General features: G+C 70.7%; 15 protein-coding genes. 1 reads left to right on the top strand and 14 read right to left on the bottom strand.

The genetic code is table 11. The features are described 5' to 3' along the window. Window positions 1-103: 103 nt before the first annotated feature. The 13 genes from cheB to BM43_RS10010 all read right to left on the bottom strand — a co-directional run bounded on the left by cheB (window position 104) and on the right by BM43_RS10010 (window position 17,681). Complete coding sequence (gene cheB, locus BM43_RS09950; RefSeq protein ID WP_036055694.1) at window positions 104-1,123, bottom strand: chemotaxis response regulator protein-glutamate methylesterase; 1,020 nt, start codon at window positions 1,121-1,123, stop codon at window positions 104-106. Further along, window positions 1,120-3,657 (bottom strand): hybrid sensor histidine kinase/response regulator, encoded by a 2,538-nt coding sequence (locus BM43_RS09955; RefSeq protein WP_036055693.1) that lies wholly within the window; start codon window positions 3,655-3,657, stop codon window positions 1,120-1,122. Before BM43_RS09955 ends, cheB begins: the two co-directional genes overlap by 4 nt. Further along, window positions 3,654-4,370 carry a chemotaxis protein CheW gene (locus BM43_RS09960; RefSeq protein ID WP_370448942.1) on the bottom strand — a complete coding sequence of 239 codons (717 nt, stop codon included), beginning with the start codon at window positions 4,368-4,370 and terminating at the stop codon, window positions 3,654-3,656. The genes BM43_RS09955 and BM43_RS09960 overlap by 4 nt, the downstream gene beginning before the upstream one ends. Further along, window positions 4,351-6,039 (bottom strand): CheR family methyltransferase, encoded by a 1,689-nt coding sequence (locus BM43_RS09965; protein WP_036055692.1) that lies wholly within the window; start codon window positions 6,037-6,039, stop codon window positions 4,351-4,353. Before BM43_RS09965 ends, BM43_RS09960 begins: the two co-directional genes overlap by 20 nt. Beyond that, window positions 6,036-6,590 carry a chemotaxis protein CheW gene (locus BM43_RS09970; protein ID WP_036055691.1) on the bottom strand — a complete coding sequence of 185 codons (555 nt, stop codon included), beginning with the start codon at window positions 6,588-6,590 and terminating at the stop codon, window positions 6,036-6,038. The genes BM43_RS09965 and BM43_RS09970 overlap by 4 nt, the downstream gene beginning before the upstream one ends. Before the next feature lie 20 nt (window positions 6,591-6,610). Then, window positions 6,611-8,287, bottom strand: a complete 1,677-nt coding sequence (locus BM43_RS09975; protein ID WP_036055690.1) for a methyl-accepting chemotaxis protein — start codon at window positions 8,285-8,287, stop codon at window positions 6,611-6,613. 281 nt (window positions 8,288-8,568) lie between these two features. Beyond that, window positions 8,569-9,666 carry a hybrid sensor histidine kinase/response regulator gene (locus BM43_RS09980; protein ID WP_013690981.1) on the bottom strand — a complete coding sequence of 366 codons (1,098 nt, stop codon included), beginning with the start codon at window positions 9,664-9,666 and terminating at the stop codon, window positions 8,569-8,571. Window positions 9,667-10,013: 347 nt separating this feature from the next. Then, window positions 10,014-11,450 carry an aldehyde dehydrogenase family protein gene (locus BM43_RS09985; protein ID WP_036055689.1) on the bottom strand — a complete coding sequence of 479 codons (1,437 nt, stop codon included), beginning with the start codon at window positions 11,448-11,450 and terminating at the stop codon, window positions 10,014-10,016. Between the two features lie 74 nt (window positions 11,451-11,524). Next, a complete protein-coding gene (locus BM43_RS09990; protein ID WP_036055688.1) occupies window positions 11,525-13,165 on the bottom strand; it encodes an acetolactate synthase large subunit in 1,641 nt (546 codons plus the stop codon). A gap of 267 nt (window positions 13,166-13,432) precedes the next feature. Then, a complete protein-coding gene (locus BM43_RS09995) occupies window positions 13,433-13,852 on the bottom strand; it encodes a hypothetical protein (protein WP_052409284.1) in 420 nt (139 codons plus the stop codon). A 106-nt stretch (window positions 13,853-13,958) separates the two neighbouring features. After that, window positions 13,959-15,542, bottom strand: coding sequence for a Na+/H+ antiporter (locus tag BM43_RS10000; RefSeq protein ID WP_036055687.1), 1,584 nt, complete (start codon window positions 15,540-15,542; stop codon window positions 13,959-13,961). A 292-nt stretch (window positions 15,543-15,834) separates the two neighbouring features. Further along, window positions 15,835-17,124 (bottom strand): DUF445 domain-containing protein, encoded by a 1,290-nt coding sequence (locus BM43_RS10005; RefSeq protein ID WP_036055686.1) that lies wholly within the window; start codon window positions 17,122-17,124, stop codon window positions 15,835-15,837. Next, window positions 17,100-17,681 (bottom strand): GNAT family N-acetyltransferase, encoded by a 582-nt coding sequence (locus BM43_RS10010; protein ID WP_063769167.1) that lies wholly within the window; start codon window positions 17,679-17,681, stop codon window positions 17,100-17,102. Before BM43_RS10010 ends, BM43_RS10005 begins: the two co-directional genes overlap by 25 nt. A 237-nt stretch (window positions 17,682-17,918) precedes the next feature. Between BM43_RS10010 and BM43_RS10015 the strand changes: the two genes are divergently transcribed. After that, entirely contained in the window at window positions 17,919-19,565 is a 1,647-nt protein-coding gene (locus BM43_RS10015; RefSeq protein WP_042286421.1) for a phospholipase D family protein, read from the top strand. Window positions 19,566-19,651: 86 nt separating this feature from the next. Here BM43_RS10015 and BM43_RS10020 read toward each other — a convergent pair whose 3' ends face one another. Beyond that, window positions 19,652-20,071, bottom strand: a complete 420-nt coding sequence (locus BM43_RS10020) for an HIT family protein (RefSeq protein ID WP_013690989.1) — start codon at window positions 20,069-20,071, stop codon at window positions 19,652-19,654. Window positions 20,072-20,133: the final 62 nt, after the last annotated feature.

The following is a 20,133-nucleotide window of genomic DNA, read 5'->3' on the forward strand; positions in this document are numbered from 1 at the left end:
TCGTGCAAGGCTGCCGCGAACACCATGCAGGCACCACGCAGACACCGCGCGAGCGTCGCGCGCAAGCCGGGCAAGCGGCCCGGCCGCCTCCCGCAAGCGGCGTTCAGCGCGAGCGCGCGAAGCGCTGCAACTGCAGGGTGACGCGCTCGGCGATCTGGTCGAGCGGCAGGATCGCCGAGGCCGCGTCGATCGCGGCGGCCGCCTTGGGCATGCCATACACGGCGCTGGTGGCCGCGTCCTGGGCGATCGTGTAGAAGCCCTTGGCGCGCATCGCCTTCAGGCCGAGCGCGCCGTCGCGACCCATGCCGGTCAGCAGCACGCCGAGCGCGTCGCCGCGCCAATGCTCGACCACGCTGTGGAAGAACACGTCGACCGAGGGCCGATACGGCGTTTCCTCGGGATGGCGCGTGTAACCGAGCTGGCCGCGCGCGGTGAGATGGAGGTGATCGTTGGTGGCGGCCAGCAGCACCTCGCCGCGCTGAGGCGCCCCGCCCTGTTTGGCCACGCGCACCGGCAAGCGCGTGAAGCCGTCGAGCCATTCGGCCATGCCGATCGCGAAGGCCGCGTCGACATGCTGGACGATCACGATGGCGGCCGGGAAATCCTCGGGCAAGGGCTTGAGCAGGGCGGCCAGCGCGGTGGGCCCGCCCGCCGAGGCGCCGATCGCCACCAGCGGTGGCAGCCCCGTGGCGGGCGCCGCCGCCGGCTGCGCCGGCACCGGCCCGCGCGTGGCCAGCAGCCGGCCGATCTGGTCGATCTTGGCCAGCAGCGGCTGCGAGGCATCGGCCAGCATGCCCTGCGCGAGGGTCGGCGTATCCACCGCGTCGAGCGCGCCGGCGCCCATCGCCTCGTAGATGGTGGCCTTGTTGGCATCCACGCTGGCGGTCACGATCAGGATCGCGCAGGGCGAGCGGGCCATGATCTGGCGGGTCGCCTCGACGCCGTCGACGCGCGGCATGATCAGGTCCATCAGCACCAGGTCGGGCGGGTTGGCGACGCAGAAATCGACCGCCTGCTCGCCGTCGGCGGCCACCCACAGCACACGGTGCTCGGGCCGGTGCGACACCGCCCGGCGCAGCGCGGCCACCGCGAGCGGCAGGTCGTTGACGATGCCGATGTTCATGCGCTGGCCTCCCCGATCAGGTCGTGGACGGCGTCGAGCAGGGCCTCGTCGTGGAAGCTGCCCTTGGCCAGGTAGTAGTCGGCGCCGGCTTCCAGGCCGCGCCGCCGATCCTCGTCGCGATCCTTGTACGAGACGATCATCACCGGCACCGCCTTGAGCAGCGGATCGCCCTTGATCAGCGTGACCAGCTCGATGCCGTCCATGCGCGGCATGTCGATGTCGGTCACCACCAGGTCGAAGCGCTCGCCGCGGATCGCGTTCCAGCCGTCCATGCCGTCCACCGCGATGGTCACCGCGTAGCCGCGCTTCTCCAGCAGCTTGCGCTCGAGCTCGCGCACCGTCAACGAATCGTCGACCACCAGCACCTGCTTGCGGCGCTGCGCGAGCGCGCCGCCCGCGTCGCGACGGATCTTGGTGAGCTGGCCGCCGCGGATCAGCTTGTCGATCGAGCGCACCAGGTCCTCGACGTCGACGATCAGCACCGGATCGCCGTTCTCGAGCAGGGCGCCGGCGGCGATGTTGCGAATCTTCTGCAGGCGCGCGTCGAGCGGCTGCACCACCAGCATGCGCTCGCCGAGGAAGCGGTCGACCGCCACGCCGTAGGTTTCCGGCTCGGCGCCGATCACCACCACCGACGTGCCGGGCCCCGCGCCGTCGGGCTCGCCGGCATCGAACAACTGGTGCGCGGTGACCAGCCCGACGCGGCGCTCGTCGAGCGAGAAGTGCTGCTGCCCCTCGAGCACGTCGATGCCGGCGCGATCGATCTCGAGCGCGCGCCGCACGTGCACCAGCGGGAACGCATAGGGCTCGCCGCCGACCTCGACCAGCAGGCTGCGGATCACCGACAGCGTGAGCGGCAGTTGCAGCACGAAGCGCATGCCCTGCCCCGGCTCGTTGAAGATCCGCACCGCGCCGCGCACGCGCTTGACCATCTCGTGCACGGCATCGAGCCCGACGCCGCGGCCCGACACGTCGGTGACCTGCTCGCGCATCGAGAACCCCGGCAGCAGCAGGAATTCCAGCACCTCGGCATCGGTCAGGCGAGCGGCCGTCCCGGCATCGGTCAGGCGCTGCCGCACGATCGCCGCGCGCACCGCCGACAGGTCGGCGCCGGGCCCGTCGTCGGCCACGCTGATCAGGAGCGAGCCGGCGCTGTGGCGCGCCTCCAGTGTGATGCTCGCCTCGGGCGGCTTGCCGCGAGCCACGCGCAGCTCGGGGGCCTCGACGCCGTGGTCGAGCGCGTTGCGCAGCAGGTGGCCGAGCGGCGCGTCGAGCATGTCGAGCAGGTCGCGATCGACCTGGGTGGATTCGCCGACGATCGAGAAACGCACCCGCTTGCCCAGCGAACGCGCCAGGTCGCGCACCACGCGCGGATAGGCGCGGGTGGCGTCGCCGAACGGCCGCATCCGGCATTGCAACGCCTCGTCGTAGAGCTGCTCGGCGATATGGCTGCTGCGCCGCTCGAAGCGGTCGAGTTCGTCGATGCGGGCCGTGAACGCGCGCTGCAGGTCGTTCATCATCTGCCGCACCTCGTTGAGCGCGGCCTCGCGCCCGGGGTCGAGATCGTCGGCCAGGCTTTCGTAGAGCGTGTCGAGCGCGCGCGCCGCGTCGCGCTGCGTGCGCCGGATGCGCAGCATCGAATCGGCGAAGGGCTTGAGCCAGCGCGATTCGACCAGCGATTCGCCCGACAGGCTCAGCAGCCGGTTCAGGCTGTCGGCGCGCACGCGGCGCATCTGGCCGGCGTCGCCGGCGCTGTCGTGGCTGTCGCGCGCGGCCGGCTCGATGCTTGCGGGCGCAACGGCTCCGGCGGGATTCGCGGCGTCGCCGCGCGCGGCGCCGGCCGATCCGCCCGCCGATCCGCCGGCCACGCCAGCATCGGCCGCCAGGGGCGGCGCCGCGGCGGGTTCGTCGAGCCGCAGTTGCGCGGCCAGCTCGGGCGGCACGGTCGATTCGAACGGCATGGCCGCCTCGTCGAGCCCGCGCGGCAGCGGCGCGAGCGACGGCTCCAGCGGCAGCCGGACGTCGTGCTTGGCGAGCGCCTCGTCGGGCAGCGGCTCGGACAATCGCAACTGCGCGGCCAGCTCGTCGAGCGAGAGCGGCGCGGCCGGCGCCGACACGGCGGCGCGACCCGCCTCACCGCCCTCGCCGGCATTCGCCAGCGCGACCGCGAAGGCGTCGATCTCGATCGGCGTCACCGAAGCGGCCGTGCCCGGGTCGCCGACGCGCACCAGCAGGTCCACGCCGGTCAGCAGTGCATCGATATGGCTGGCGCCCAGCACCTGCTCGCCGCGCTGCGCGGCGACGAAGCATTCCTCCATGCGCCCCGCGATCTCGACGCCCTGCGGCACGCCGACGATGCGCGCGGCGCCCTTGAGCGAATGCGCGGCGCGCATGCAGGCCTCGAACGCGGCGGCATCCTGGGCGCCTTGCTCCAGCGCGAGCAGGTGCCGCGACAGCGCCTCGGTCTGGGTCTGGGTTTCCTCGCGGAACAGGTCGAGCAGCGACTGCCGGCTCAGGTCGTCGTCATGGCTCATCTGAGGCTCCGCAACAGCGAATCGAACAGCCGGTCCTCGTCGAGCAGGCCGACCACGCGCTCGCGCCAGCCGAACACGCAGCGCGTATGCGTCACGCCGGCGCGCGCGACGGTGGCCGGCGGCGGCACGCGATCGGCGGCGGCGAAGCGCAGCACGCCCTCCACCTCGTCGACCGGGAACACCACCGGCTCGCCGCGATGGGCCACCACCAGCATGCGCGTGAAGGCCGCGCGCGCGCCCTCGGCGGCACGCCCGGCGGCGGCGTCGAGATCGAGCAGGCGGGCCAGCGAGACCGCGATGCGCAGCGTGCCGCGCACGTTGACCACGCCCAGCACGGCGCGGCTGCGCCGGTCGGGCAGCGAATGGATCGGCCGGTCGTCGACGATCTGCCGGACCGTCGAGGTGGACAGCGCGAGCCATTCGTCGGCCACGCGAAACGCCAGCACCGACTGGCCCTCGCCGTGCTCGCCGTGCTCGCCGGGCGTCGCGGCGGCGGGCGAGGCGGCCACCCGCCGCGCGGCCTGCGCGAGATCCTCGCCCGACAGCGGCCGGTCCAGCAGGTGCGCCGCGTGGCGCGCGAACACCGGGCAGTTGAGGCAGCGCTGCACCTCGGCCAGCCGCTCGCAGGACTGGTCGCCGCGCACGCCGATGCGGTTCCAGCAATCGTCGATCGCGTCGATGTCGACCACGCCGTCAGCGACGTCGCGCATGATCGCGTCCTCCCGTGTCCTTGCCGCCGGCCTGGGCCTCGGCGCGGCGCGCGCGCTCCTTCAGCCAGCGCGCGCCGTCGTGGTCGCCGGCGATGTCGAGCAGCGTCGCCAGGTGAGTCAGCGCCTCGCGGTGGGTGGGCGCCAGGTAGAGCGCCTTGCGGTAGTGCTCGGCGGCCACCGGCAGCCCCTGCGCGTCGGCGATCAGGCCGAGCAGGTAGTAGGCCTCGGCGCTCGGGCCCGCCGCGCTCATCGCCTCGAGCACGGCGCGCTCGGCGGCCGCGAAGTCGCCGGCATCGGCGCGGGCGCGAGCCGTCTCGAGCGCCTCGGCGCCAGTGACGGCGGGGATCGTGCCGCCAGCGGCGGGCGCGGCGGGCACGACGGAAGCGGCCTTCGCGCCGGCGGGTCCGGTGCGGCCCGGCAACGTCGTCACGGTGGCGGTGGCGGTGGCACCGCGCGGCGCGGACTGGGCCGGCGAGGAAAGGCCCGCGCCGCCCGGCGCGATCCGACCGCGGCGCCAGGGCGTCGCGCCCTCGCCGCCGTCGACGCTCGCCGTCGGCGCCTCGGCACCCGGGCCGCCGGCCCGGGCGGCCCTGCCCGGCTCGGCCGTCGGCAAGGGCCAGGCGATATCGGCGAACCATTCGTGCGCGGCCGATTCGGCCGGCGCGGTCAAGGTCGCGCGCACGCCGACCGGCGGCAGGCCCGGGCCCGGCTCGACGGCGTGACGGCGCCCCGTCCCCGAACCGGCGGCGGCAGCAACAACGGGCATCGCGACCGCGGCACGCGGCCACGCGGCCGGCGCCTCGGCTTCGCGCGTGCGGCGGAACGCGAAGGCCAGCGGAATCTTCGCCGAGCTCATCGCCTGGCGCATCACCACGCCGGTCTCGGCCGGCCCGACGAACAGCAGGCCGTCCTCGGCGAGGCGCGCGTCGAGCGCGCGCAGCGCGCGCTCCTGGGCCTGGCGGTCGAAATAGATCAGCACGTTGCGGCAGAAGATGAAGTCGTAGCGCCCCTCGTCGGCCGCCTGGCCGGGGCCGCCCAGTTCGAGCAGGTTGGCGCGGCGGAAACGCACGCAGTCGCGGATCCGCGCATCGAGCCGCCAGCCGTCGGCGGTCGGCGTGAAATAGCGGGCGCGAAACTCGAGCGCGTGGCCGCGAAACGAATTGCGGCCATACTCGGCGCGCTGCGCCTGCGCGATCGCGCGTGCGCTGATGTCGAGCGCGTCGATCTGCAGGCGCGCCGGATCGATGCCGGCGTCGACCAGGGCCATCGCCGCCGAATAGGGCTCCTCGCCGGTCGAGCATGGCGCGCTCAGCACGCGCAGCGGCAGCGAAGGTTCGGCGCGCAGCCTTTCGAGCGCGCGCGCGGCCAGCGCGACGAAGGCCTCGCGTTCGCGGAAGAACCAGGTCTCGGGCACCACGCACTGCTCGATCAAGGCGCGCTGCTCGTCGGCCGAGGCCAGCAGCAGGCGCCAATGGGCATCGATATCCTCATCGTTCAATTGCCGCGCGCGCTGCATCACCGCCGACGACGCGGCGGCGGCCTCGCCGGCCAGCATCGCGGCGATCCGCTCGGCCAGCACGCGCGCCACGAAATCGGCGCCGAGCGAATCGGAATCGATGCCGGTCTCGCGCGCAAGCCAGTCGTGGATGCGCATCAGGTTGGCACGCGTCATCGGCGTTCTCCGGCCCAGGCGTCGAGGCTGTCGACGGCGCCCTGGCCGTCGCCCGCATCCGCGGCCTCGCGCGCCGCGGCGGCATACAGCAGCGCGCGCGCCTCCTCGCCCAGCAGATGACGCACCGTCACCCACTGCAGCACGCCATGCGCGTCGTGCGCGACCGGCCCGAGCCAGCGCGCGTGCGGCGTATCGATGCCGCCGTCGCTGAACGCCGCCGGGTCGAGCCGCGCGGTCTGCGTGGCATGCTCGACGATCAGCCCCAGCAGGCGCTCGCCCTCGGCCTCGGCCGGCTCGGCATCGCCGTCCAGCGGCAGGCGCAGGCGCACGATCACCAGGCGCGTGGAGCGCATCGGCGCGGCGGCGCGACCCAGCGCGAGCCGCGACACGTCGATCACCGGCACCGGCACGCCGCGATGGATCAAGATCCCGGCCACCCAGGCGGGCGCGCCCGGGATCGGCTTGGCGGCGGCCAGCGGCAGCACCTCGGCGATGTCGGCGGCATCGAGCGCATACCGCGCGCCCTCGAGTTCGAACAGCAGGAACAGCATGGTGGGGCGGGTCGGGGCGCTCACGCCTCGACCTTGAAGCGCGAGACGCTGGTGCGCAGCCCGTTGGCGACCAGGGTCAGGTCGTCGATCGCCTGCGAGGACTGGCGCAGCGATTCGGCCGTCTGCTGGGCCGCCTCGGACAGTTGCGAGAGCGCCTGGGTGATCTGCTCGGCGCCGCTGGCCTGGGTCTGCATGCCCTCGTTGACGAGCTGGAAGCGCGGCGCGAGGGTCTGCACCTCGGTGATGATCTGCGAGAGCTGCGAGCCGACCTGCTGCACGTCGAGCATGCCGCGCCGCACTTCCTCGGAGAACTTGTCCATGCCCATCACGCCGGCCGACACGGCCGACTGGATCTCCTTGACGGTCTGCTCGATATCGTAGGTCGCCACCGCGGTCTGGTCGGCCAGGCGGCGGATCTCGGTGGCCACCACGGCGAAGCCGCGGCCGTATTCGCCCGCCTTCTCGGCCTCGATCGCCGCGTTCAGCGACAGCAGGTTGGTCTGGTCGGCGACCTTGGTGATGGTGGCCACCACCTGGTTGATGTTGAGCGCCTTCTCGTTGAGGATCGCCAGCTTGGCGTTGACCGAGCCGGCCGCGTCCATCACGCTGCGCATGGTCTCGCCCATCTGGGTCAGGCCGTTGCGGCTCATGCCGGCCAGCGTGGCCGACTGCTCGGCCACGTTCGACACCTCGTTCATGGTGTGCAGCAGGTCGCGCGAGGTGGCGAAGATCTCGCGCGAGGTGGCGCCGATCTCGGTGGTGGTGGCGGCCGTTTCGTTGGCGGTGGCCTGCTGCTCGCGCGAGGTGGCGGCAATCTCGGCCACCGAGGTGGTGACCTGCAGCGAGGACTGCTGGGCCTGCGCGACCAGCGAGGTGATCTCGTCGGCCATGCGGTTGAAGCCGGTCTCGAGCGTGCCGAACTCGTCGCGCCGGCCGAGCTGCAGGCGCTGGGTCAGGTCGCCGGTGCGCATCACGTCGTGCACGCCGACCAGTTCCGCCATTGGCCGCATCACCGCGCGGTACAGCAGCCAGCCCATCACCAGCGCGGCCACCAGTTCGACGGCCACCACCGTGGCCAGCGTGATCTGCGTGCTCGACACCGATTCGCGGATCGACTGCGCCGACTGATCGGCGAAGCTGCGATTCTCGGTAACCAGGATGTTGGCATTGCGGATCACGTCCTCCCACACCGGCGTGCAGCGCGCGTAGGCGCTCACCGCGTCGGCATGCGAGCCGCTGCGTGCCTTCTGCACGGCATCGGCCAGCAGCGGCAGGTAACGCTCGTAGACGCCGCGGAAGGTCGCGAAACGCTGGCGATCGTCCTCGCGGAAGGTCGATTTCTGGTAGGTGGCCGACAGCTTCTCGAACGCATCCAGCATGCCGGGGATCTTGTCGAGTTCGGCGGCCGAGGCAGCCGCGTCGGCATCCACGAAGATGGCGCGCTGCATCGCCGTGTAGGACTCGTTGGCCGAGGCGCGCAGCGAGGTGGCCAGGTACACGCCAGGCAGCGAATCGCGCTGGATGCTGTTGGTTTCCTCGTCGATCAGGCGCAGCTTGGTGTAGGAGAAGCCGGCCATCACCAGCATCAGCACGAACAGCGCGCCGAAGCTGAGCAGGATCCGGTTGCCGAGCGTGATCCGCGCGCCGGCGGACTTGGAGGGATGCTCGATGCTTGCGCGAGGCGACACGTTGGCCATGTTTTCGATGTGGGTAGTCAGCGGATGCGTTCGGGAGCCGTCGCGGCACGGACGGCATGGCGCCCGGCGGGGCGCGAGCCAGCACGAGTGTACTGTCTTTACGGCCGCCTAGACAGCCCGGGCGGGCCCGGCGTGGCGGGCGCGCAGCGGCGGCGCGCGGCTCGCGCCGGCGGCGGTCCCCCGAAACAGGGACGGAAGGATGCGCGGCAGGTTCGAGGCGGAAGAAAACGGCACGGGAGAGGCGGCCGGGAACCGCTCGCGCCGGGCGCGGGCGCGTCCGCTCAGGCGCGCGGCGAGGCCTTGGGCAGCGCGAGACCGGTCATGAAGCCGCGCGCGGTGTAGCGCATCAGGATCTCGCCGCGATGCTTGCCGGCGGCGGCCCGCACGAAGGCCAGGCCGAGCCCGAAGCCGCCGCGCTGGGTGCCGGGCCCGTGGGTCAGGCGCACGAAGGATTCGGTGGCGCTGGCGCGCAGCTCGGGCGCGATGCCCTGCCCTTCGTCCTCGACGCCGACCAGCCAGTCCTCGCCGTCGTCGGCGATCAGGCAGCGCACCTCGGCGCCGGCCGGCCCGTACTTGAGCGCGTTGTCGATCAGGTTGGCGACCGCGCGCGTGAGCATCATCCGGTCGCCGATGCAGAGGCACTCCAGCTCGGGCACCCCCACGCTGATCCGGCTACCCATGTTGCCCGCCTTCTCCCAGAGCTGGTCGGCCGCGTCGAGCAGCACCTCGTTGAGGCTGACCAGCTCGGTCGGCTGCTTCTCTGATTGCGCGCGGGTCAGCTGGATGAAGCCGTCGGCCAGCGCCAGCGCGCGACGCGCGTGCAGTTCGATGCGCTCCAGCAGCAGGGGCATCTCGCCGTGGGTGGCGCGGTAGGTGTCGAGCAGCGAGAGGATCGAGCTCTGCGGCGCGCGCATGTCGTGCGAGAGGAAGTCGAGCACCTCGTCGCGCTGACGCAGCGTGCGATAGGAATTCGAGTGATAGCGGATCCGCGCGATCATCTCGATCGGGTCCGGCAGCTTGACCAGGTAATCGTTCGCACCGGCGACGAAGGCTTCGCGTTTGGCCAGCGGATCGTCGTTGACCGAGAGTACGATGATCGGCACCAAGGCCGTGAAGGCCTCCGCGCGCCAGGCGCGCACCATCTCGAGCCCGTCGATGTCCGGCATCACCAGATCCTGCAGGATCACGCTCGGGCGCACCTCGCGCGCCATCTCCAGCGCGGCGTGCGCGTCGGCGCAGACATGCAGCGCGATATCGGATTCGGCGGCGAGCAGACGACGCACCACCTCGCCGACGAACGCCTGGTCGTCGACAAGCAGCACCGAAATGCCGGATTCATGCGAATCCGGCGCGTAGTCCGTATTGGTTGTTCCGTTCATGGAGTCGTCGCGTGTGCCGTCGCCCGCCGCCAGGGATGGACAGCGGCTGGGTCCATGCGGGGGCGGCTCCGCCTGCGCCCTCTCTGGCGCACTTCCGGTTGTGAATGCCCGGTTTTCAGCGGCATTGCTTCTTTTAGAGAAATATAACCTAATGATTCTAAACGATTTTTATATTTCACGCTGGGGAATCCGACGCACTGGGCATGCGCCATGCTCATTTGCGACGCAATCGCGGACGACATCCTGAGCAAGCCGCCGGGGCAACCGCCGCGGGCGAAAAAAACCGGCCGCGCCGGGCTTGCGCCACGACGCGGCCGGATTCGCAGCGAGCCGCCTCGGCAAGGCGTTCAGCCGGGTTGGCGGACCACCATCAGGCGCGGCTCGGTCATGTCCTCGATCGCGTAGCGGATGCCCTCGCGACCGAGCCCCGAATCCTTGACGCCGCCATAGGGCATGTTGTCGACGCGGAACGAGGGCACGTCGTTGATCACCACCCCGCCCACCTCGAGCGCGTCCCAGGCGCGATGCGCATGCGACAGCGAATCGGTGAACACGCCGGCCTGCAGGCCGAAGTCGCTGTCGTTGACGCGCGCCAGCGCATCCTCGAAGCGCTCGAAGGATTCGAGCAGCGCGACCGGCCCGAAGGCTTCCTTGCGATAGAGATCCTGATCGCGGCCGACCTTCTCCAGCAGGGTGGCCTCGAACATCGCGCCGTCCACCTTGCCGCCGGCCACGATCTTCGCGCCGGCCTGCACCGCCGCCTCCATCCAGCCGGCCAGGCGGCGCGATTCCGATTCGGAGATCATCGGCCCGACGAAGGTTTGCGGATCCTTCGGGTCTCCCATCTTCAGCGCGCGGGTCTTGGCGATCAGCTTCTCGCGCAGCGCCTCGTAAAGGCTTGCGTGCACCAGGATCCGCTGCACCCCGATGCAGCTCTGCCCCGATTGATAGAAGGCGCCGAACACCAGCCGCTCGACCACGTAGTCGAGCCGCTCGCGCTGGTCGGCGTCGACGATCGCGGCCGCGTTGCCGCCCAGTTCGAGCACCACCTTCTTCTTGCCGGCCTTCTGCTTGAGGTCCCAGCCCACCGCCGGCGAGCCGGTGAAGGAGAGCAGCTTGAAGCGCGCGTCGGTGGTGAACAGGTCGGCGCCGTCGCGATGCGCGGGCAGGATCGAGAAGGCGCCCTTGGGCAGGTCGGTCTCGGCCAGCACCTCGCCGATGATCAGCGCGCCGATCGGCGTGCGGCTGGCCGGCTTGAGCACGAACGGGCAGCCCGCCGCGATGGCCGGCGCCACCTTGTGGGCGGCCAGGTTCAGCGGGAAGTTGAACGGCGAGATGAACGAGCAGGCGCCGATCGGCACGCGCTTCACGTAACCCGAATAACCCTGGGCGCGCTTGGAGATCTCCAGGTCGACCAGCTCGCCGCCGATGCGCACCGATTCCTCGGCGGCCACCCGGAAGGTGTCGATCAGGCGCGTGACCTCGCCCTTCGAATCGTTGATCGGCTTGCCGGCCTCGATGCACAGCGCGTCGGCCAGCTCGTCGAAGCGCTCGCGAAAGCGCGTCACGCAGTGATCGAGCACGGCCTGGCGGCGGAACGACGGCCAGGCGGCGAACGGCTTCTCGGCCTCGACGGCGGCCGCGATGGCCGCGTCGATCGCCTTCGCGTCGGCCAGCGCGACGCGCGTGGCGACCTTGCCGCTGTACTTGTCGGTGACTTCGAGATCGGTGTTGGCCTGCACGGCCTGGTTGGCGAGGTAGTACGGGTAGCTTTCCTTCAGCATGGCTTGCCTCCGGTCGGGGGATGCGGGAATCGGCGGCGCCGCGCGCGAGGCACGGCGCCGCGAGGGGGAAACACTCAGAGCTGCGCGGACAGGCGCGGGATCTCGCGGTTCAGGATCCGTTCGTTGTCCGAGTAATCGATCGGCACGTCGACCAGGTGCACGCCCGGCGTGGCGAAGCAGTGTTCGAGCAGCGGCCCGAGCGCGTCGGCCGATTCGGCGCGATGGCCCTGCGCGCCATAGCTCTTCGCATAGGCGACGAAGTCGGGGTTGTCGAGCGTCATCGCGTAGTCGGGGAAGTTCATGTTCTCCTGCTTCCAGCGGATCATGCCGAAGGCATCGTCGCGCAGCACCACCACCACCAGGTCGAGCTTCAGGCGCACGGCGGTTTCGAGTTCCTGCGAATTCATCATGAAGCCGCCGTCGCCGCAGATCGCCACCACCTTCTTCTGCGGATGCACGATCTTGGTGGCGATCGCCGAGGGCAGGCCCGCGCCCATCGAGGCCAGCGCGTTGTCGAGCAGCAGCGAGTTCGGCTCGTGGGCGCGCCAGTAGCGCGCGAACCAGATCTTGTACATGCCGTTGTCGAGACAGGCGATGCCGTCCTCCGGCAGCGCGCGCGACAGGTCGTGCACCACGCGCACCGGGTGCAGCGGGAAGCGCGGATCGTCCTCGCCCTTCTTCAGATGCTCGTCGAAGCGCTCCTTGATCAGCATGAAGCGCGAGAAGTCCCAGCTCTGCTTGGGCGCCAGCGCCTCCTTCATCTGCCAGACCGCGTTGGCGATGTCGCCCACCACCTCGATCTGCGGGAAGTAGACCGGATCGACCTGGGCGCCCAGGAAGTTCACGTGGATCACGGTCTTGTCGTTGCTGCGCATGAAGAACGGCGGCTTCTCGATCACGTCGTGGCCGACGTTGATGATGCAGTCGGCATGGTCGATCGCGCGGTGCACGAAGTCGCCGTCCGAGAGCGTGGCGTTGCCGAGCCACAGCGGATGCGTCTCGTCGATCACGCCCTTGCCCATCTGGGTGGTGAAGAACGGGATGCCGGTGGCGTCGACGAACTCGCGCAGCATGCGCGCGCTGGTCTTGCGGTTGCCGCCCGCGCCGATCATCAGCAGCGGATGGCGCGCCTGGTGAATCGCCTCCACCGCGCGCGCCACGGCCTTCTCCTCGGCCACCGGGCGGCGGCTGTAGCTGGCCGGGATCGGCTTGCCGTCGCCCTCCTCGTGCGCGATGTCCTCGGGCAGCTCGAGGTGGGCGGCACCGGGGCGCTCGTCCTCGGCGCGCCGGAACGCCTCGCGCACCGCCGAGGGGATATGCCCGATCGAGACGATCTGGCGCGTCAGCTTGGTGAGCGGCTGCATCATGTCGACCACGTCGACGATCTGGAAGTGGCCCTGCTTGCTGGTCTTGATCGGCTTCTGGCCGGTGATCATCAGCATCGGCATGCCGCCGAGCTGCGCGTAGGCGGCGGCCGTGACGAAGTTGGTGGCGCCGGGGCCGAGCGTGGACAGGCACACGCCCGCCTTGCCGGTCAGCCGCCCGTAGGTGGCGGCCATGAAACCGGCGGCCTGCTCGTGGCGCGTGAGCACCAGCTTGATCCGCGAGTGGCGGATCGATTCGAGCAGGTCTAGGTTTTCCTCGCCGGGGATGCCGAACACGTATTCGACGCCTTCGGCTTCCAGCGCCTTGACGAACAGATCGGATGCTTTCATGGGGACTCTCGGTGGATACCGCCCGACCGGCCTACGGCGCGGGCGGTGTGGCAAACGCCCGGGTCGGCCTACGACCCGGGCGGCTCGTTACCTGCAGATGGACCAGATTGAAAGGCATGCCGCGCGCGGCCGGTGCCGGACTTCGGCGCCAGCGTCCACGGCGGACGACGGGTTTGATTGTAGGAGATCGCGCCGGACGCTGCAGCGACGGCGGGCGCCGTGCAGTGCCAGCGGAAACGAAAGGAATTCGTCAGGAGAAAGCGGGCATCACCACTGGCAGGCGGTGCTGTCCGAGGTGAAGCTCCCGGGATCGTCGACGAAGCCCAAGCTGCGCCGCGGCGAGGGTTTCGTGTAGCTCATCGACTCGACGATCGCGCCCTGGCTGAGCATCCGGTACTCGCCGCCGAGCCGGCCGTCGATCACCTCCACCCAGGTGCGATCGAATTCGTCGGGGCGGCCCGGAGCAAGCTCGGTGCCGTGCTCGGACTTCAGCACGATCGGGATCACCGTCTTCGATCCCTTGTAGCGCACGTAGCCGCCCGACCAATTCGTGTCGCTGTCGTAGAACATGCGGAACTCGAAGCGGATCGGCGCGGCGCCCTCGCTGCTCCGGAAGCAGCGCACGTCCTGCTCGATCCTCGCCTGCGCCGCGCCGGCGGCCAGGCCGAGCAAGAGCACGGCGGGCAACAGGGACCTCGGGCCGAGGCGAGGCCTCGCCATGCTTCGCTTCATGATCGCGCTCCGTATCGATGCGCCGGTGTCGATGGCTTCATGGGCAGGCGTGACAAGCGTCTCATTCCATCGCCAGGCGCGCCGTCACTTCCTGCTGGTCCAGCTCGCGCTCGAGCTGGTGCAGCACCTCGTCGTGGATCTCGCCGGCGCGATGCATGCGCAGCATCTCGGCGCGCCCGGCCGCCACCGCGGCCAGCACCACGTCGTAATGGGCGTGGACGTCCTCGGTCGGGAAGGCCGGCTCGTGCTCGAAGCGCTCGGCGATCGACATCCGGTAGCTGTACTGCTCGAGCAGGCGCGGATGGATCACCTTGCCCTCGGCGTCGCGCACCAGCGGCTGGATCGCGGCCAGCTGGGCGCGGCTCATGCGTGCCCAGGCACGCGGCTCGGTGAGATGCCGCGAGTTCGGCACATGGCCGTCGTGCGGCGACACCAGCCGGATCAGCGGGCCGATGGTGGTGCCCTGCAGCAGCACCGTGACCAGGATCACCGCGAAGGCGGCCACCAGGATCATGTCGCGGCCGGGCATCGCCTCGGGCAGGGACAGCGCGATCGCCAGCGTGACCACGCCGCGCATGCCGGCCCAGCTCATCACGGTGGCGGCGCGCCAGTCCGCATGCAGGCCGGCGCGGCCGAACCAGCGGCGCGGCAGCTTCAGGAACTCGACCGCGAAGATCCACAGGAAACGCGAGCCGATCACGGCCGCCAGCACCGCCAGCAGCATCGGCGTCATGCTCGCGAACACCTCGCCGAAGCCGCCCAGGCGCACCAGCACGCCGCGCAGCGACAACCCGATCAGCACGAACACCAGGGCCTCGAGCAGGAACACCATGATCTTCCAGAAGGCGGTGGAGCGCACCCGCACCATCGCGCTGAAGATCTCGTGCTGGTGCCAGCCCAGCATCATGCCCATGGTCACCGTCGAGATCACGCCCGACACTTCCAGGGTCTCGCCGGCGATATAGCTGACCCAGCCGCCCAGCACCGCCGAGATCGTGATCAGGTAGTCGTCGGTGAGCAGCTTGATGAAGCGGATCAGCGCCCAGCCGACGATGAAGCCGACCGCCACGCCGCCCAGCCCCAGCTCGGCGAAGCGCAGCACCGCGCCCTGGAAGCTGAACACGCCGGTCAGCGCGGCGGCCGCCGCGAAGCGGTACAGCACCAGGCCGGCCGCGTCGTTGAGCAGGCTCTCGCCTTCGAGCAGCACCATCAGCCGGCGCGGCAGCGCGACCCGTTCGAGCACCGCCTTGGCGGCCACCGCGTCGGGCGGCGAGACGATCGCGCCGAGCGTGAAGCAGGCCGCCCAGGGCAGCGAGGGCACCGCCCAGTGCACGGCCAGGCCGACCGCCAGGGTGGTGAACACCACCGCGCCGATCGCCAGCATCATGATGCCGCCGAGGTTGCGCTTGAACTCCTCCCAGACCGAGAAATAGGCGCCGTCCACCAGCAGCGGCGGCAGGAACACGATCAGCACCAGGTCGGGATCGAGGTTGATGGGCGGCAGGCCCGGCACGAAGGCGATGCCGGCGCCGCCGACCAGCAGCGCCGCGGCGGGCGGCAGCCTCAGGCGCTTGGCGAGCAGTTCGAGCACGACGATCGCGGCGATCGACAAGAGGATCAGCTTGAAGGCCGACACGGGAGACATGGAAGCTCCTTCTCCTTGGAGGGGAAACGGGTTGCGGATGGGCTTGCGAAAGGCTTGTGAGGGGCTTGCAAACGGTCGCGCGATTACACCATGAGGGCTCGCGCCGCGTCGAGCGGAGAAATGTCAAACGGGAGTGAACAACGCTGCCCGCGCGACATGGGGCGGCCAAGCCTGGCGGGCGATGCGGGCGCGATACAGGGATGTCATGCGGGCCGGCTGGGGCCGACCCGTGACCCCGGGGAGCTGCTAGGCAGGGCCAAGTACCGGGCGAGCCGGCATGCTCGCCGGCGCTTCAGTGCAACGGCAGCCCGGCGCCGGCCCAGCGCGCCGCATAACTCACCAGGTACAGCACCAGCCCGATCAGGCCGCCCACCACCGTGCCGTTGATGCGGATGCTCTGCAGGTCCTTGCCGATATTGAGCTCGACCTGCCGCGACATCTCCTCGCTGTCCCAGTTGCGCACCGTGTCGCTGATGTGCCGCGTGAGGAAGGCCGCGAACTCGGGCGCCATCTCGGCGGCCGCCTTCTCGACATGCTCGTTCATCGATTCGCGCAGCGCCGGGCTGGCCGCCAGCCGCTCGCCGAGCCAGCCGCCCAGCGCGGCGGCCTGCCGGTGCAGCAGCGAATCCTCGCGCGCCAGATCGGCCCTGAGCCAGTCGCGCAACTGGCTCCAGAGCTCGGCCACGTAGCCGTTGAAGGCCTCGCCGTCGCGCAGGTAGCGCTTGAGCTCCTCGCCCTTCTCGATGAACGCGGGATCGGCCTTGAGCCGCTCGACCAGGCGCGCGGCCGTGGCGTCGAAGCTGCGCCGCAACCGGTGCTCCGGATCCTCGCCGATCTGGATTAGCACGCGCGTCACCGCGTTGGCGATCAGCTCGGCGCCGTGCTCGCCGAGCCAGGCGGTCGGCATCACGCGCTCCATCTTCGGATATTCGCCCTTGAGCCAGTCGACGATGTAGGAGGCGATCGCGCCGCGCTGCTCGGGCTCGCGCAGCAGCGCGACCAACTGGGCGATGCCGTCGTCGAGCAGTTGCTGGTGGCGGCCGTCGCGCGTGAGCGTGTCGAGGATCGCGCCGGCCGAACGCGACAGGTCCACCTTGTCGAAGGCGGCGTGCAGCGCGTCCTTGACGAAGCGCTGGATCCGCGCGTCGTCGGTCATCTCCAGCGCGAAGCCGATCAGCCGCGTCGCGTAGCCGCCGAGCACCCGGGTATTGGCGGGCTCCACCAGCCATTGGGCGAGACGCGCGGCCGGGTCGTGGCGCTGGATCAGCGCGACGATCGAGGCCGGATCGAGGAAGCGCTCGCGCACGAACTGCGCGAGATTGTCGGCGATGCGTTCCTTGTTGCGCGGCACGATCTCGGTATGGCGCGACACGATCGGGATCGGCACGCGCCGGAACAGCGCGGCGACCGCGAACCAGTCGGCCAGCGCGCCCACCATGGCGGCCTCGGCCACCGCCTTCACGCCGTCGATCCACGGCCCGCCGGGCACCGCCAGGGTGAGCGCGAACACCGCCGTGACGGCGAGCAGCAGCGCCAGCGCGCGGCGCTTGCTGGCCTTCAGTTCGGCTGACTTGTCGCGCATCGTCGCGTATCGGTATCGCCGGGAGAATCGGCGGAGGTGAGGAAGCGGACCATTAGCACGGTGTCGACGAAACCGCCCGGCACGCTCAGCGCGCGCGGCTCGACGCCGTAGACCTCGAAGCCCGCGCGGACGTACCAGTCGCGCACGCGCTGGTCGGCGCCGGCAACCGCCAGGGTGAGTTGCGCGAGTTCCTCGGCCGCCTCGGCGAGCACCGCGTCGAGCAGCGCGCGGCCGACGCCGAGGCCGCGCACGCGCGCCTCGACGAACACGCCCCACAGCACGCCCTTGTGGCGCTCGCGCGGGCCGGGCTCGCGCCGCAGGCCGGCCATGCCGACGATCTCGCCGTCGCGATAGGCGCCGAACACGGCGGTGCCCGCCAGGCGCTCCACGAAGTGGTCGAGGCCACGCGCGGCCTCGAGCTCGTAGGTCGAGCCGAACGCGTCGGGATCGGCTTGCAGGGCGGCGAGCCGGATGGTCCGGTAATCCTCCGCCCGCGACGGGCCGAGACGGACGATTTCGAAGGCGGCGGGAAGCTCGGGAGCAGACGGCAAGGACATGCGTCGATCAGGGCGGATGAGGAATCGTCCGATGGTACACCGGCGATTGGCGGGCGGTTCTGGTGGTTTCGGCGGCTCCAGCAAGATCAGCGGCATCGGCAGCATCGGCCGCCGGCGCCGCCTCCCGCGCCGGCCGGTTGCCGCATCGCAAGCGCCCCCGTAGAATCGATCCGCACATTCCAGGCCCGGCGCCCCGCCCGCCGGCGCCCCTCGTCCCGTTTCGAAGGAGTCCGCAGCGTGCCGGCCATTTCCGCTCGACGCGAATCCCGTGCCCGCCATCCGGCGCGCGCGGCTCGACGCCTCGCCGTCGCCGGGCTGGCCGCGCTTGCCCTGGTCCTGAGCGGCTGCGCGACCCACCCGCCCGCCACCTCGCTGCCGCGCCCGGTCACGCACGCGCTGCCGCAGGACACGCCCACCCCGCTGCGCGACGCGCTGGCCGCGCCCGAGCGCGCGCATCCGGGCGAATCGGGCTTCCGCGTGCTGTCGGTCGGCACCGACGCGCTGCAGATGCGCATCGCGCTGGCCCGCGCGGCCACCCGGACGCTGGACATGCAGTACTACATCGCCACCGAGGACACCACCGGCAAGCTGCTGCTGGCCGCCGCGCTCTACGCGGCCGATCGTGGGGTGCGCGTGCGGATGCTGGTGGACGACCTGAACTTCAAGGACATCGGCCAGATCATGGCCTCGCTGAACGCGCACCCGAACATCGAGATCCGCGTGTTCAACCCGTTCGGCGCGACCCAGCGCGGCATGTTCGCGCGCACCGCCGACCTCGTCACCAAGATCGACCGCTTCACGCGGCGCATGCACAACAAGGCGATGATCGCCGACAACCAGCTCGCGATCGTGGGCGGCCGCAATCTCGGCGACGAGTATTTCAGCGCCAGCCCGACCCTGCAGTTCCGCGATCTCGACGTGCTGGCGGCCGGACCGGTGACGGCCGACATCTCGTCGAGCTTCGACGCCTACTGGGCCAGCGCGAGCGCCTATCCGCTGCGCGCGCTCAACCACCAGCGCTTCTCGCCGCAGGACCTGGACCAGGCGCGCGACGCGCTGCGCGAGCACTGGCGCGAGAACGCCACGCCCTACGACGCCAAGCCGCTCAACGCCACCCCGCTGGCCGCGCAGATCGCCGGCGAGCAGCTCGGCCTGGTGTGGGCCCCAGCCGAGTTCAAGGCGGACTCGCCCGAGAAGATCACGATGGCGAGCGGCACCTACCAGAGCCCGCCGATGCAGACGCTCGCCAAGCTCGCCAAGGAGGCGCGCAGCGAGTTCCTGGTGTTCTCGCCGTATTTCGTGCCGCACGATGCCGGCGTGGAGGCGCTTGGCGCGCTGAGCGCGCGCGGCGTGCGCGTCGCGATCCTGACCAATTCGCTGGCGGCCACCGACGCGGTGGCGGTGCAGGCCGGTTATGCGCCCTATCGCGTGCCGCTGCTGCGGCGCGGCGTCGAGCTCTACGAGTTCCGCGCCGAGCAGCCGCCCACCGCCAGCTTGCGGCTGTTCGGCTCGCGCTCGCGCGCGAGCCTGCATGCCAAGGCCTATGTGATCGACCGCTCGACCCTGGTGATCGGCTCGCTCAACCTCGATCCGCGCTCGGCCTACCTCAATACCGAGCTGGCCCTGGTGATCCGCAGCCCGCAACTGGCGGGCGAAGTGGCCGGGCTGTTCGACCATGTCACGCAGCCGACCGAAAGCTATCGCGTGACGCTGGCCGAGCCGGCCTCGTCCGCGGCGGGCGGGCCGGCCGCGCAATCGCCGCTGCTCTGGACCGATGTCGAGCATGGCCAGGTGCGCACCTACAGCGTCGATCCCGGCGCGGGTTTCGTGCGCAATGCGCTGACGGGCCTGTTCCGCATGCTGCCGGTCGACGGCCAGCTCTGAGGCAGATCGTGACGGCGACGTGACAGGCCGGGCACGTGCCCGGCGGACACGCGCTCATCGGCTGCGCTTACCCAAGGGGAACGTGCTTACTTCAGCGCCGCGCGGATCCGCTCGGCCATCGCCTCGAGTTCCTTCGGATCGGCCACGTCGCGCGAGTGCGCGCCGAGCGGCTGGGTGGCCCAGCGCGGAATCAGGTGGAAGTGCACGTGCGGCACGGTCTGGCCGGCCGCCGCGCCGTTGAACTGGCCGATGAACAGGCCGTCCGGGCGCAGCGCCTCGCGGATCGCCAGCGCGATGCGCTTGGTGACGCGGATGCATTCGGCGGCGGCCTCGTCGGACAGCTCGTAGAGCATCTCGGCCGCTTCCTTCGGCACCACCAGGGTGTGGCCCGGCGACTGGGGCATGATGTCCATGAACGCGATGGTGCTGTCGCTCTCGTACACGCGCGTGCAGGGCAGCTCGCCGCGCAGGATTTTCGCGAAGATGTTCTTGTCGTCGTAGGCCATGATCTCGGTCGTCGTCGGGGTTGGGGTGAACGGGAACGACGATTCTCGACGCTCGCGCGCGA

This window comes from Burkholderia gladioli (assembly GCF_000959725.1).
Lineage (GTDB): Bacteria > Pseudomonadota > Gammaproteobacteria > Burkholderiales > Burkholderiaceae > Burkholderia > Burkholderia gladioli.